Genomic DNA, 13,645 nt, shown 5'->3' with positions numbered 1-13,645 from the left:
TGCAGCAAGCGCTCTTTCAGGCAGGGCCGGTTGCCGTCTGGCCTGGCAGCGCATCGCCAAGCCCAATCTTTAACCGGTTCAGCCAGCCGCACAGCGCCGTCAGACTGAGCAGACGCAGCGCGTCATCGCGGCTGAAGCCCGCCTCCAGCACCGGGGTAAACTGCGCGGCGCTGAAGCGGTCCGGACTACGGGTCAGCACCTGGGCCGCCTGGACCAGCGCGCGTTCCTCAGGGTGATTGTGGCTCCAGGCCAGCAGCGCCCGCTCGCCGTTGCGTACCGCGTCGGGCAACGCGCTGTCGGTAACCTCCCGGGAAAGACGATGGAAGCAGTGGCTGCTGCCGTTGATCCGTGCGCTGACCAGGCCAAGCAGCGGCGCGTGCTGTCCGCTGAACAGCGCCTCTACCAGCGTGGCCAGCAGCAGCAGGGCGTTTTCATCCTCAATCAGCCCGTCTGCGATCGGCTCAAGCACCGGCACGCGGCGCACCTGAGCCAGCACCTCGCGCTGGGCAGGGCGCAGATAGCCAGCCTGAGGCGAAGGTATATCCGCTTGCCAGTCAGCTTCAGGTGCAGCAAAACGTTCGCCGGGCGCGTCCTGCTGACTATCGATACCCGGTAGCCAGCGCGCCGGCTGGCCGTTAATGGCCTGTAGCACGGCAACAACGCGCGCCTGAAAGCCAACGAAACCGATGATTTGATTAAACGTGACGCGGTCACTTTCCGTCAGGCCAACGTCGCTGAGCTGGGTTCGACATCGGGCATCAATCAGCGTCGGCGAGCTGGCAAGCTGGCGGGCATACTGGGTGATCTGCGCCAGCCGCTGGTTGCTTTCTCTCGATGAATCCGGCCCCGGCAGCGGAGCCAGCCGGGCGGCGTAATGGTTGCACAGCCGCTGCACGCCAAAGACCTGCGCCACGATCAGGGCTGTGCTCAGCCGGTCGTAACAGCTCAGCGTGGCGAGGCGGGTGGTTTCAAGGGTATCGGGTAACAGATGAAGACTTGCGGCGCGGGCGGCATCAAGCCATGCGCGGTGGGTGCGCAGGCAGGCGTCGGGCACCACGAGGTCAAGCAGAAAACGGTCATTTACGCGGGCGGCTTCCGGAACCAGCGGCTGTACATCGGCCTGGCAGGTCCGTGCCTGAGTTTCATGATACCAGTGGCTTTTGCCGGAGAAGCGGCGTTGTTCCATGGTCTTTCCTTGGTCTGTGAGAGCAATCCGCCGCAACACCGCGTCGCGACGGATCCTGTTGAGGTTATCCTGGCGTAACGGGCAGACGTGACCAAAGACTGTTCGGTGATAATAAATAGCGGAAAAGCATAACCGGAATAAAAATCCGGCGAGCAGACATAAAAAAGGTGGAGAGCGTAACGCTGTCCACCTTTTGCCGGTTGCCCTCAGCGGGCAGCGGAATTATTTCAGTTCCAGCTCGTTCATCGCGGCGATGCTGAAGCCGCCGTCAACGTGAACCACTTCACCGGAGATACCGGCAGAGAGGTCAGAGCACAGGAAGGCCGCGGAGTTACCCACGTCTTCAATGGTGACGGTGCGACGGATCGGGGTGACCGCTTCGCAGTGCGCCAGCATTTTACGGAAATCTTTGATACCGGAAGCAGCCAGAGTACGGATTGGGCCTGCGGAGATACCGTTCACGCGGATGCCTTCCGGACCCATTGCGTTCGCCATATAGCGTACGTTAGCTTCCAGAGACGCTTTCGCCAGACCCATCACGTTGTAGTTCGGGATCGCGCGCTCAGCACCCAGGTAGGAGAGCGTCAGCAGGGCAGAGCCCGGATTCAGCATAGTGCGGCAGGCTTTCGCCAGCGCAACGAAGCTGTAAGAGCTGATGTCGTGTGCAATTTTGAAGCCATCGCGGGTTACGGCATTAACGTAGTCGCCGTCCAGCTGGTCGCCCGGTGCGAAACCGATTGAGTGTACGAAGCCGTCGAATTTTGGCCATACTTTCTCAAGCTCGGTGAAAAGGCCTTCGATGCTGGCATCTTCCGCAACGTCACAAGGCAGCACGATGCTGGAACCCAGTTGAGCGGCAAACTCTTCCACGCGGCCTTTCAGTTTGTCGTTCTGGTAGGTGAACGCCAGTTCAGCCCCTTCACGCTGCATCGCTTGCGCGATACCGTAGGCGATGGAAAGTTTGCTGGCGACGCCAGTCACCAGAATGCGCTTACCGGTAAGAAAACCCATAGCTTTGATCCTTATCATATTGTTGTGGCGGCAGGTGAATAAGCCGCTGCCGTCGTTAAATCGCGGGGATTCTAGCACGTCTCTGAGAATCCGTTAATCCGACCACTCCAGTTATCACTTCGCAAGGCTGCTCAGCGGAGAGGCAGTCGGTATTGTTACTTGTCTTTGCGCCACGCATCAGCGGTCAGCGCTTCACCAAAATGCCCGGCAATCAGGCGCTTCGTCAGCTCGTGCAGCGGTGACGCAAGCACGTCGGCGGTGCTGCCGCGCTCCACCACTTCACCCTGATGCATCACCATCACCTGATCGCTGATGTGCTTCATCATGCCGATATGCTGGGTCACGTAAATATAAGAGATACCCTGTTTTTCCTGTAATTCCAGCATCAGGTTAATTAACTGCGAACGCATCGACATATCCAGCGAGGCCAGCGCTTCGTCGGCGATGATTACCTTCGGGCGCAGGATCAGCGCCCTGGCCAGTCCCAGACGCTGCTTCTGGCCTGGTGCCATCATGTGCGGATAGTAGCTGGCGTAGTCGGGCAGCAGGCCGACCATGCGCAGCGTCTCGTTGATGCGCGCGCGACGCGATTCGGGGTCGAGATCGGTATTGAGACGCAGCGGGAAATCAAGGATCTGCGACACGCGCTGGCGCGGGTTGAGCGAGGTGGATGGGTCCTGAAAAATCATGCGAATACGCTGGCTGCGGAACGAATAGTCGCCGTAGCGCATCGGGTGATCGTCAATCACCAGCTCGCCGGTGGTGGGTTCCACCATACCGGCCAGCATTTTCGCCAGCGTCGATTTCCCCGAGCCGTTCTCACCAATGATCGCCAGCGTCTGGCGCTCGCGCAGGGTAAAACTGAGCGGTTTCACCGCCTCCACGGTCTGGCGATGGAACCAGCCGGTGCGGTAGCGAAAGGTTTTACTCAGATTGCGGACCTGAAGCAGGGTTTCGACCATTTCACTCTCTCTCCATGTTCAGCGGGAAATGGCAGGCGAAAAGATGATTTTTCGGCCCGTCCAGGCGCGGCGTAATAATGCATTCCCGCTGCGCATAAGGGCAACGCGGGCCGAGGCGGCAGCCGATGGGCAGCTGCTCCAGCAGGGGAATCGACCCCGGCAGGGTGTTGAGCCGGCTTTTGTGCGGCATGGCGCTGCCAAAATCCGGGATGGCGCGGATCAGCGCCTGGGTATACGGGTGATGCGGGGCAGAGACCAGCTGTTCACTCGGCGCGGTTTCCACCGTCTGTCCGCAGTACATGACGTTAATGCGGTCAGCCCACTGGCTCAGCATCTGTAAATCGTGGCTGATGAGCAAAATAGTGGTGTTGTTATTCTGGTTGAGGCGGCTCAGCAGGCGGAAAATCTGCGCCTGGGTTGTCGGCTCCATCGCGTTGGTCGGCTCATCGGCGATCACCAGCCGCGGCTGGTTGGCCAGCGCGATGGCGATCATCACCTTCTGGCATTCCCCCTCGGTCAGCTCATAGGGGAAGCTGTGCATGGCGTCTTTATGATCTTTAATGCCGACGCGGTGCAGCAGCTCAATTGCCCGCTGTTTGCGCCAGCCGAAGCGCTGCCACCAGCGGCCTTTGTAAGTCCAGCCGGGAATGTTCTGCATCAGCTGACGCCCAATGCGCTCGGAGGGATCGAGACAGGACTGCGGCTCCTGGAAAATCATCGACACGTTATGGCCCACCAGCTTGCGGCGCTCGCGGGCGCTCAGGCGCAGCAGGTCAATATCGTTAAAGCGCATACGGTCGGCGGTGATGCGCCAGTTATCTTTCGTAACCCCACAGATGGCTTTGGCGATCAGGCTTTTACCCGAGCCGGACTCACCCACCAGGCCGCGAATTTCCCCTTCGCTGAGGGTCATGCTCACGCGATCCACGGCTTTCACCCACTGGTCGCCGGCTTTAATCTCAATGGTCAGGTTACGAATATCCAGTAAAGGCATTATTCCACCCCCGCAACAATCGCGCGGCGAATGCCGTCGCCCAGCAGATTAACCAGCAGCACGCTGATCATGATGGCGGCACCCGGCAGCATCACGGTCCAGGGTGCGACATAGATTAGCTCCAGCGCATCACCCAGCATGGCACCCCATTCCGGTGAAGGGAGCTGCGCACCAAGATCGAGGAAGCCGAGCGCAGCAATATCAAGGATCGCCATCGACAGCGCGCGGGTGATCTCTGTTACCAGCACCGACGTGGTGTTGGGCAACACCGCAAACCAGAGAATGTTCAGGGTGGTTGCTCCGTCGAGGCGCGCCGCGACCACGTACTCTTTTTCCAGCTCGTCATGCACCATGCTGTAGACCGAGCGCACCATGCGCGGGAGCAGCGCCAGCCACACCGCAAACATGGCGTGGGAGAGCTGCGGCCCGGCAAAGGCCACCACGATAATCGCCAGCAGCAGCGACGGGATCGAGAGCAGGGTGTCCAGTACGTGATTGAGCACCGCCGAGCGCAGGCCGTGGGTCGCGCCAGCGATAACCCCGAGGATCAGACCGAACACCGACGCGGCGAGGGTCACCACAAACGCACCGCCAACCGTCGGGGCCGCACCGCTCAGCAGGCGGCTCAGCACATCGCGTCCGAGATCGTCGGTACCGAGGAAGAACGACACATCACCGTAGCGCGACCAGGACGGCGGCATCAGCTGGAAACCGAGGAACTGCTGATCCAGCCCGTAAGGGGCAAACAGCGAACCGAAAATACACAGCAGCGCCAGCGCGCCGCAGCCGTAGAGGCCGATCATCGCTGTCGCATCGCCATAAAATTTGCGCCACACGGTGCGCAGCGCGCCCGGCGGGCGTTTTTCGCGGTAGACGCTATCGTAAGGCATACCATTCCTTATGCTTCAATGGGTTCGCCAGCGCGCCCACAATATCGGATATCACGTTAACAATGATCACCAGCGCGCCGATGACCATCACGCCGGCAGAGATCGCGGCGTAGTCCTGCTGGCGGATGGCGTTGATCAGCCAGCGACCCAGGCCCGGCCAGCTGAACACCATCTCAGTGATCATCGCCAGCGTCAGCATGGTGGAGAACTGCAGACCGAGACGCGGGATCACCGGCGGCAGGGCGTTGTGCAGCATATGGCGGCGCAAAATGGTGAAGCGCGACAGGCCGCGCGTGGCCGCCGCCTTAATATAGTTCTGATCAACCACGTCGATGGTGCTGAGACGCATCAGGCGGATCACTTCGGTCGTGGGTGCCACCGCCAGCGTCGCCACCGGCAGCACCATGTGGCGCAGGGCGCTCATCATCATTTCGTCACGCCACGGCGAATCTGACAGCCAGGCATCCACCAGCGCCAGCCCGGTGACCGGCTTCACTTCATAGAGCAGATCGAAACGCCCGGAAACCGGTAGCCAGCCGAGGGTCAGCGAGAAAAACAGCGTAAACAGCAGCGCCAGCCAGAATACCGGGATGGAGAAACCGACCAGCGCCACGCCGCTGATAAAACGGTCCTGCCACTTATTGCGCATGATGCCGGCCATCATCCCGACCGGAATGCCAATCAGCAGCGCCAGGGCAAACGCCAGCACGCACAGCTCCATAGTGGCCGGGAAAACTTCGGCGAGCTGCTGGGTGATGAGCTGCCCGTTGATGCTCGAAACGCCGAAATCCCAGTGCAGCAGGCTGGTGAACCAGAACAGCCAGGCGTTCCACAGCGACGCGCCTTGCAACGGGGCGTGCGGCGTGAAATAGCTCAGGCTGAAGCCGACAAACGAGAGCAGGAACAGGGTGATCAGCAGCAGCAACAGGCGGCGCAGGGTAAAGATAATCATGGTTTTTTATCTCCGGCGTCGTAACGCGACACGCCTGCAAATGACGCATTGCCAAAGGGGCTCAGCACCAGTCCTTTAATATCCGCGCGGTGCGCCTGCAGGCGCAGGGAGGAGGCGAGCGGCAGCACCGGCAGTTCGCGCGCCAGAATTTTTTGCGCCTGGTTATAGGCCTCGATACGCGAAGCCAGCTGCTGCGAATCCAGGGCATTGCGCAACACCGCGTCGAACTCGCTGTTGCACCAGTGGGCGTAATTAGTCTGGGAGCGGATCGCCGCGCAGCTCAGCAGCGGGCGGAAGAAGCTGTCCGGATCGTTACTGTCGGTAGACCAGCCCGCCAGCGTCAGATCGTGGTCCATATCCATCAGGCGCGCTTCCTGGAAGCGCCCTTCGACCGGCACGATAACCACGTTAACCCCAATCTGCGCCATGTCGGCCTGGATCAGCTCGGCGGTCTTCAGCGGGCTTGGGTTCCAGGCCTGGGAACTGGTGGGCACCCACAGCTGCAACGTCATATTTTCCAGTCCCAGCGCCTTGAGCTGCGCTCGGGCTTTTTCCGGGTTGTATTCGGTGATCGCCGATGCATTGTCATAGGCCCAGGAGGCGCGCGGCAGAATCGAAGCCGCGGTTTCCGCCGTGCCGTAATAGATGGACTGCATCAGGCGCTCGTTGTTGATCGCCAGCGCCAGGGCATGGCGTACCGCCGGGTTATTCATCGGCGCTTTATTGGTATTGAAGGCCAGGTAAGCGATGTTCATCCCGGGGCGCAGCGTCATGCGCAGGCGCGGATCGTCGCGCATCACCGTCAGCTGGCTCGCCGCAGGCCAGGCCAGCACGTCGCACTCGCCGGTCAGCAGCTTGGAGAGACGGCCAGTGCCGCCGGAGCCAAGATCCACCACTACCTGCGGCATCAGCGGCACGCCGCGCCAGTAGCGATGATTACGCTGCAGGCGAATATACTGCCCGGCGCGGTACTCGCCCAGCAGGAACGGCCCGGTGCCGACCGGCTCGCGGTCAAACTGCTCCTGACGGTCAGCCGCGGCCAGACGGTCAGCGTATTCGGCGGACATTACCGAGGCGTAATGGGTCGCCAGATGCCAGAGGAATGAGGCATCCGGACGCGCGAGGCGGAACTCTACGGTGCGGCTGTTGATCTTGCGCACGCTCTTCACGGTGTCGGCAAACTGCAGGCTGTCGAAATAGGGGAAGCTGTTGCCGTTGATGTTATGCCACGGGTGTGAACGGTCGAAGATACGCTGGAAAGTAAACACCACATCGTCAGCATTCAGCGCGCGCCGGGGGGTAAACCAGGCGGTGCTCTGAAACTGTACGCCACTGCGCAGATGGAAACGGTAGGTGGCCCCGTGATCCAGCACCTCCCAGCTTTCCGCCAGTTCCGGCACCAGCCGGTAGGTGTAGGGGTCGACATCCAGCAGGCGATCGTAGAGCTGCGCCGCAAGGGTATCGACGGTCAGCCCGCTGCTCGCTTTTTGCGGATTGAAGGTATTAACCTGCCCGTTCACACAATACACAAACCCGCTCTGGCGAATATCGGCGTGCGGCAGGGCAGGCGCGGCCTGTGCCTGAGCAGCCAAAAAGCCGAGCGACATCAGCAGGGAAGAGAGAATTACGCGCATAGATTTTGAGTTTTTAAGACGAATAGCCAAAGTGTATCGCACTTAGGCCCGCTGCGTAAAAATCTCTGCCGTCAGAAGGGGAAAAGCGGCTTTTTCGCGGCGGGCTGCGCAGATTTTCAGCGGATATCATGCTTTTTGAGCAGCGCCCGCAGCTGGTGATAGGTCAAGCCCAGCAGTTCGGCGGCGCGTTTTTGATGGTACTTTGCCTGCGTCAGCGCCTTGCGCAGCAGGGCGGATTCCTGGTGGGTCTGCCAGCCACGCAGGTCGAGCGGCAGCGCGGGAAGATCGCTGTCAGCCGCACGGGCGTCAGCGGCGGCGGGGCGCTGGAACGGGTCGAGGATTACGTTATCAACCGGCTCGTCGCTGCTGCCGTGCCGGTATACCGAGCGCTCCACCACGTTTTTCAGCTCGCGAATATTTCCCGGCCAGCCATAGTTGAGCAGCATTTCCTGCGCTGCCGGGGTGAATCCCGGAAACAGCGGCAGACCCAGCTCGCGGCACATCTGAATCGCAAACTGATCCGCCAGCAGCATGATGTCGGTGCGGCGCTCGCGCAGCGGCGGCAGGTTCACCACATCAAAAGCGAGGCGGTCGAGCAGGTCGGCGCGGAATTTTCCCTCCTGCACCAGGCCCGGCAGATCGGCGTTGGTGGCGCAAACCAGCCGGACATTCACCTGCAGCGGCTGGCTGCCGCCGACGCGCTCCAGCTCGCCGTATTCAATGACACGCAGCAGTTTTTCCTGCACCAGCATCGGGGCGGTCGCCAGCTCATCGAGGAACAGCGTGCCGCCGTCGGCGCGTTCAAAACGGCCGGGATGGCGTTTCTGCGCCCCGGTAAAGGCACCGGCTTCATGACCAAACAGTTCGCTATCGAGCAGGTTTTCATTCAGCGCTGCGCAGTTAAGCGAGATAAACGGTGCCTGCCAGCGTCGTGACAGGTAGTGCAGGCGGTTAGCGATCAGCTCTTTCCCGGTGCCGCGCTCGCCGATCACCAGTACCGGCTTATTGAGCGGCGCGAGGCGGGATACCTGCTCCAGCACATCAATAAAGCTGTTGGCCTCGCCGATGAGGGTATCTTTTTGCTCACTCATGATGAAATTAACCATTTGTTGGTGAATATCGCTAATTAAGCATAGCGTAAAAAACAGTCTTTAACAGTTATATCCCGTTAAATCAGTAGATTGCAAAACTGGCACGATACTTGGATTACTTTATCCAGACGGGCTCAGCCCATCCCATAACCGGAGGATTTATTCATGGGTATTTTTTCGCGCTTTGCTGACATCGTAAACGCCAACATCAATTCACTGCTGGAAAAAGCAGAAGATCCGCAGAAGTTAGTGCGTCTGATGATTCAGGAGATGGAAGACACGCTGGTGGAAGTACGCTCCACCTCAGCCCGCGCGCTGGCCGAAAAGAAACAGCTGGCACGCCGCATTGAGCAGGCCACTGCCCAGCAGGCCGAGTGGCAGGAAAAAGCAGAGCTGGCGCTGCGTAAAGAGAAAGACGATCTGGCCCGCGCTGCGCTTATCGAAAAACAGAAGCTCACCGACCTGATTAAGGTACTGGAAGACGAAGCAGCCCAGGTTGACGACACCCTGGCACGCATGAAAACGGAAATCGGCGAGCTGGAAAACAAGCTGTCTGAAACCCGTGCGCGCCAGCAGGCGCTGACCCTGCGTCACCAGGCGGCCTCGTCGTCGCGTGATGTGCGTCGCCAGCTCGACAGCGGTAAAATTGATGAAGCGATGGCGCGTTTTGAGTCGTTCGAGCGTCGCATCGACCACATGGAAGCGGAGGCTGAAAGCCAGCGCTTTGGCAAACAGAAAGGCCTGGACCAGCAGTTTGCTGACCTGAAAGCGGACGATGAAATCAGCGCCCAGCTTGAAGCGCTGCGCGCTAAAGTTCAGCGCGACGGTCAATAATAAAAATGGCGGCGCCCGAGCGCGCCGCGACATCAGACGTAAGGAGTACACATGAGCGCCCTTTTTCTTGCCATTCCGCTGACGATTTTCGTGCTGTTTGTCGCGCCGATCTGGCTGTGGCTGCACTACAGCAATCGCTCATCGCGGGGGGCAGAGCTGAGCCAGAGCGAGCAGCAGCGTTTAGCCGCGCTGACTGAAGAGTCCCGCCGTATGCGCGAGCGCATTCAGGCGCTGGAGCAGATCCTTGATGCTGAACATCCGAACTGGAGGAACCCGTCATGACCCGCACCTTTGCAGGCCGTAAGCTGTGGCGAATCCCGCAGCAGGGAATGGTAAAAGGCGTTTGCGCTGGTATCGCTCATTATCTGGATGTACCGGTGAAACTGGTGCGGGTCATTACCGTGCTGTCGCTGTTCTTTGGGCTGTTTTTCTTTGTCCTTCTCGCCTATATCGCACTGACCTTTGTGCTTGACCCGATGCCCGCCGGGGCGGAGGAGGGCGAGGTAAGTCCGGACAGCCGCGAACTGCTGAACGCGGTAGATCAGCAGCTTGCTGCCGGAGAGGAGCGTCTGCGCGCAATGGAGCGCTACGTTACCTCCGATGCTTTCTCGCTGCGCAGCCGTTTCCGCCAGCTTTAATATCAGGTTGGGGGCCGCGCCCCCATCAGAATAGGTCACTATGAATCAGGCGTCAAAATTAAATCGCGCTACCACCCGCGCAAAACCGGTCCTGAAGTTTGCCGGTAAGATGGTGTTGCTGACCGCGCTGCGCTATGGCCCCGCCGGGGTCGCAGGCTGGGCAGTGAAGTCGGTAGCCAGACGTCCGGCGAAGATGCTGCTGGCGTTTGCGCTGGAACCGCTGCTTAAAAAGCTGGCAACGAAATTCAGCACCCGTTATCTGCAAAAACGCCCGCCAGTTTCCCGCTAAGTGCTGCGCTTCGGCGCAGCCGTCTGATTTAAATTTGAGTTAGTTCACATTTAAAGATTCTTATCCCTTCTATTGCGTTATTTTCAGCTTTCTCGCTCTCCCGCTGCGTTGACAGAATAAAATGCCGGGAGTAGTCTCGCCATTCGTGGGACCGCTACCATGAGAAAGGAAGCCATGAAGAAAATAACTGATTTACTCACTCGTTTTTATGGGGATGCATTTAATAAAGGGCATTTCCTGACGCTTCAGAATAATATTGAACGCTGCCGCCGGGAAATATCAATAGCGCGCAAGCCCGGCTGGGATGAAAATGATGTGGTATTAATTGCCTATGCCGATCAATTTTCGCATCCTGATGAAGTCCGGCTAAAAACCTTTGAGCGCGTATGGGCGCGCTGGCTAAATACGCATTTTTCACATTTACATCTGCTGCCGTTTTATCCCTGGTCCTCAGATGATGGCTTCTCGGTAATAGATTATCATCGGGTCGATCCGGTAGCCGGTGACTGGGCAGATATTTCCCGCCTGAATAAATCTACCCGTCTGATGTTTGATTATGTCTGTAATCATATTTCCGCCCGCAGCGACTGGTTCACCGGTTATTTAGCCTGCGATGCCCGGTACGATAATTTCTTTATTGATGTTGACCCGGCGACCGACCTGTCCGCGGTAACGCGACCGCGCGCGCTGCCGCTGCTGTCACCGTTCACCGATGCGAAAGGCCGTCAGCGTCATCTGTGGACCACCTTCAGCGACGATCAGATTGACCTTAACTATGAAAACCCGCAGGTGCTGCTGGCCATGGTGGATGTGCTGCTGCACTACCTGCGCGAGGGGGCAGAGTACGTGCGGCTGGACGCCGTAGGTTATATGTGGAAAACCCCCGGCACCCGCTGCATCCACCTGGAGAAAACCCATCTGCTGGTGAAGCTGTTCCGCGCCATCGTTGACCATGTGGCACCCGGTACGCTGATCATCACCGAAACCAACGTGCCGCATCAGGACAACATCAGCTATCTCGGTAACGGCCATGACGAAGCGCACATGGTGTATCAGTTCACGCTGCCGCCGCTGGTGCTGCATGCGATTCATACCGGCACGGTCGAGACGCTGTGCGACTGGGCGCAGACGCTGCAGCCGGTGTCGTCGCACACCACCTGGTTTAACTTCCTGGCCTCCCATGACGGCATCGGGTTGAATCCGCTGCGTGGTATTTTACCGGAAGAGGATATTCTGGCGCTGGTAGAGGCACTGCAACAGCAGGGCGCGCTGGTGAACTGGAAAAATAACCCCGACGGCAGCCGCAGCCCGTATGAAATAAACGTGACTTATATGGATGCGCTCAGCGCGCGCGACAGCAGTAATAAGCAGCGGCTGGAGCGTTTTATTATGGCCCATGCGCTACTGCTTTCATTCCCTGGCGTGCCGGCCATATATATTCAGAGTATTCTCGGGGCACGTAATGATTATGACGGCGTGCAGCGGCTCGGTTATAACCGCGCGATTAACCGCCGCAAATATGCCGAGGAAGAAATAACCGCCATGCTCGGCAGTAGTGATACGCTTAATTATCAGGTGTATCAGCAGCTCACCCGGCTTATTGCCCTGCGCCGCGCTAACCCCGCATTTCATCCAGACAGCGCATTCACTATCGAAGCGCCCGGGGTGTCGGTTATTGCTATTACCCGCAAGGCAAATAATGGCGAGACGGTGATAGCGCTGTTTAATCTCGGCGAAACACCACATTATTTAGAGCTGCCGCCGGGAAATTATTATGAATTAATTACTGCCACCACGCTGATTACCCCTGAGGTAATTATCAAACCGTGGCAGGTAATGTGGCTTCGCCAACAGTAAAGGGAAATTACCATGATAAATAAACGCGTTGTGCTGTTATCAGCACTGGTTGCCTGCGCCCTGATGACAGGCTGCAACGACGATAAAAAATCCGCAGTAACGATCGAATTTATGCACTCGTCGGTGGAGCAGGAACGCCAGGCCGTGATTACCCGGCTGATTGCGCAGTTCGAGCAGCAGAACCCCGGCGTAACGGTGAAGCAGGTGCCGGTGGAAGAGGATGCCTATAACACCAAGGTGATCACGCTGGCGCAAACCGGTGCGCTGCCGGAGGTGATTGAAGTCAGTCACGATTACGCCAAGGTGATGGACAAAGAGCAGATGGTCGATCGTGACGCTATCGGCCGCGTTATCACTGGTATGGGTACGCAGCAGTTCTACGACGGCGTGCTGCGCATTGTGCGCACCGAAGACGGCACCGCCTGGACCGGGGTACCGATCAGCGCCTGGATCCAGGGCGTCTGGTACCACAAATCCGCATTTGAACAGGCGGGCCTGAGCGCCCCGCAAAACTGGCAGCAATTGCTGGATGCCGCACGGACCCTGAATCAACCGGCGCAGAAAAAGTATGGGATTGCGCTGCCTACCGCGGAGAGCGTCATCACCGAACAGGCGTTCTCACAGTTCGCGCTCTCCAACAATGCCAATGTGTTCAACGCGGCGGGCGAGATTACCGTCGATACCCCGGAGATGCGCAGCGCGCTGGACTACTACCGTCAGCTCTCCGCCTTCACCATGCCCGGCGCTAATGACGTGATGGAGGTGAAGGACGCCTTTATGAACGGCACCAGCGCAATGGCGATCTACTCCACTTACATCCTGCCGGCGGTATTTAAAGAGGGTAACCCGCAGGAGATTGGATTTGTGGTTCCCACCGAAAAATCCGCCGCGGTTTACGGAACCGTCACCTCGCTGACCATCACCGCCGGGCAGTCGGAGCAGGAAACCGCTGCGGCAGAGAAATTTGTGGCGTTTATCGAGCAGGGGCAGAGCGCCGCCGACTGGGTGCTGATGTCGCCGGGGGCCGCGCTGCCGGTGACCAAAGCGGTGAGCCAGACCGACGCTTATAAAAACAACGCGGTGATCAAAGCCTTTGGCACCTTGCCGGCCGAGCTGATTGCGCAGTATCCCAACGTGAAGGTGTTTGGTTCGGTAGGGGATAAAAACTTCACGCAGATGGGCAACGTGACCGGTTCCGGGGTGCTGAACGCGATGGTGAATAACGTCACCGTTGGGCATCACGCCGTGGCCGACGCGCTGGCTGCCAGCCAGAAGCAGCTGGTCAATACCATTGGTCAGCGCTAGCG

14 protein-coding genes are annotated in these 13,645 nt (G+C 58.9%); 6 read left to right on the top strand and 8 right to left on the bottom strand.

Annotated elements, in window-relative coordinates:
* Positions 1–16: 16 nt before the first annotated feature.
* From ET34_RS0118680 to pspF, 8 genes are all read right to left on the bottom strand, one after another.
* Positions 17–1,186, bottom strand: coding sequence for a CMD domain-containing protein (locus ET34_RS0118680; protein WP_031524603.1), 1,170 nt, complete (start codon positions 1,184–1,186; stop codon positions 17–19).
* Positions 1,187–1,408: 222 nt separating this feature from the next.
* Positions 1,409–2,197, bottom strand: a complete 789-nt coding sequence (gene fabI / locus ET34_RS0118675) for an enoyl-ACP reductase FabI (protein ID WP_031524601.1) — start codon at positions 2,195–2,197, stop codon at positions 1,409–1,411.
* A 155-nt stretch (positions 2,198–2,352) separates the two neighbouring features.
* Positions 2,353–3,159 (bottom strand): putrescine export ABC transporter ATP-binding protein SapF, encoded by an 807-nt coding sequence (sapF, locus tag ET34_RS0118670; protein WP_031524600.1) that lies wholly within the window; start codon positions 3,157–3,159, stop codon positions 2,353–2,355.
* Position 3,160: 1 nt separating this feature from the next.
* Complete coding sequence (gene sapD, locus ET34_RS0118665; protein WP_031524598.1) at positions 3,161–4,153, bottom strand: putrescine export ABC transporter ATP-binding protein SapD; 993 nt, start codon at positions 4,151–4,153, stop codon at positions 3,161–3,163.
* Positions 4,153–5,043 (bottom strand): putrescine export ABC transporter permease SapC, encoded by an 891-nt coding sequence (gene sapC / locus ET34_RS0118660; protein ID WP_031524597.1) that lies wholly within the window; start codon positions 5,041–5,043, stop codon positions 4,153–4,155. The genes sapD and sapC overlap by 1 nt, the downstream gene beginning before the upstream one ends.
* Positions 5,030–5,995, bottom strand: coding sequence for a putrescine export ABC transporter permease SapB (sapB, locus tag ET34_RS0118655; protein WP_031524596.1), 966 nt, complete (start codon positions 5,993–5,995; stop codon positions 5,030–5,032). The genes sapC and sapB overlap by 14 nt, the downstream gene beginning before the upstream one ends.
* Positions 5,992–7,629: an ABC transporter substrate-binding protein SapA gene (gene sapA, locus ET34_RS0118650; protein ID WP_031524595.1), complete on the bottom strand. Its 1,638-nt coding sequence runs from the start codon at positions 7,627–7,629 to the stop codon at positions 5,992–5,994. The genes sapB and sapA overlap by 4 nt, the downstream gene beginning before the upstream one ends.
* Positions 7,630–7,745: 116 nt before the next feature.
* Positions 7,746–8,735 (bottom strand): phage shock protein operon transcriptional activator, encoded by a 990-nt coding sequence (gene pspF / locus ET34_RS0118645; protein ID WP_169738134.1) that lies wholly within the window; start codon positions 8,733–8,735, stop codon positions 7,746–7,748.
* A gap of 150 nt (positions 8,736–8,885) precedes the next feature.
* Between pspF and pspA the strand changes: the two genes are divergently transcribed.
* The 6 genes from pspA to ET34_RS0118615 all read left to right on the top strand — a co-directional run bounded on the left by pspA (position 8,886) and on the right by ET34_RS0118615 (position 13,643).
* On the top strand, positions 8,886–9,554 hold the full coding sequence (pspA, locus tag ET34_RS0118640; protein WP_031524593.1) for a phage shock protein PspA: 669 nt from the start codon (positions 8,886–8,888) through the stop codon (positions 9,552–9,554).
* Positions 9,555–9,605: 51 nt separating this feature from the next.
* Positions 9,606–9,836, top strand: a complete 231-nt coding sequence (gene pspB / locus ET34_RS0118635) for an envelope stress response membrane protein PspB (RefSeq protein WP_031524591.1) — start codon at positions 9,606–9,608, stop codon at positions 9,834–9,836.
* Positions 9,833–10,192: an envelope stress response membrane protein PspC gene (pspC, locus tag ET34_RS0118630; protein ID WP_031524585.1), complete on the top strand. Its 360-nt coding sequence runs from the start codon at positions 9,833–9,835 to the stop codon at positions 10,190–10,192. The genes pspB and pspC overlap by 4 nt, the downstream gene beginning before the upstream one ends.
* A 40-nt stretch (positions 10,193–10,232) precedes the next feature.
* Positions 10,233–10,481 carry a phage shock protein PspD gene (gene pspD, locus ET34_RS0118625; RefSeq protein ID WP_031524579.1) on the top strand — a complete coding sequence of 83 codons (249 nt, stop codon included), beginning with the start codon at positions 10,233–10,235 and terminating at the stop codon, positions 10,479–10,481.
* A gap of 174 nt (positions 10,482–10,655) precedes the next feature.
* Complete coding sequence (locus ET34_RS0118620; RefSeq protein ID WP_031524573.1) at positions 10,656–12,338, top strand: sugar phosphorylase; 1,683 nt, start codon at positions 10,656–10,658, stop codon at positions 12,336–12,338.
* Between the two features lie 12 nt (positions 12,339–12,350).
* Positions 12,351–13,643: an ABC transporter substrate-binding protein gene (locus ET34_RS0118615; RefSeq protein ID WP_031524568.1), complete on the top strand. Its 1,293-nt coding sequence runs from the start codon at positions 12,351–12,353 to the stop codon at positions 13,641–13,643.
* The last annotated feature ends 2 nt before the right edge of the window (positions 13,644–13,645 follow it).

The organism is Siccibacter colletis, from assembly GCF_000696575.1.
Taxonomy (GTDB): domain Bacteria; phylum Pseudomonadota; class Gammaproteobacteria; order Enterobacterales; family Enterobacteriaceae; genus Siccibacter; species Siccibacter colletis.
Note: the sequence above shows the minus strand (reverse complement) of the source record. Positions and strands in the feature narration are given on the sequence as shown.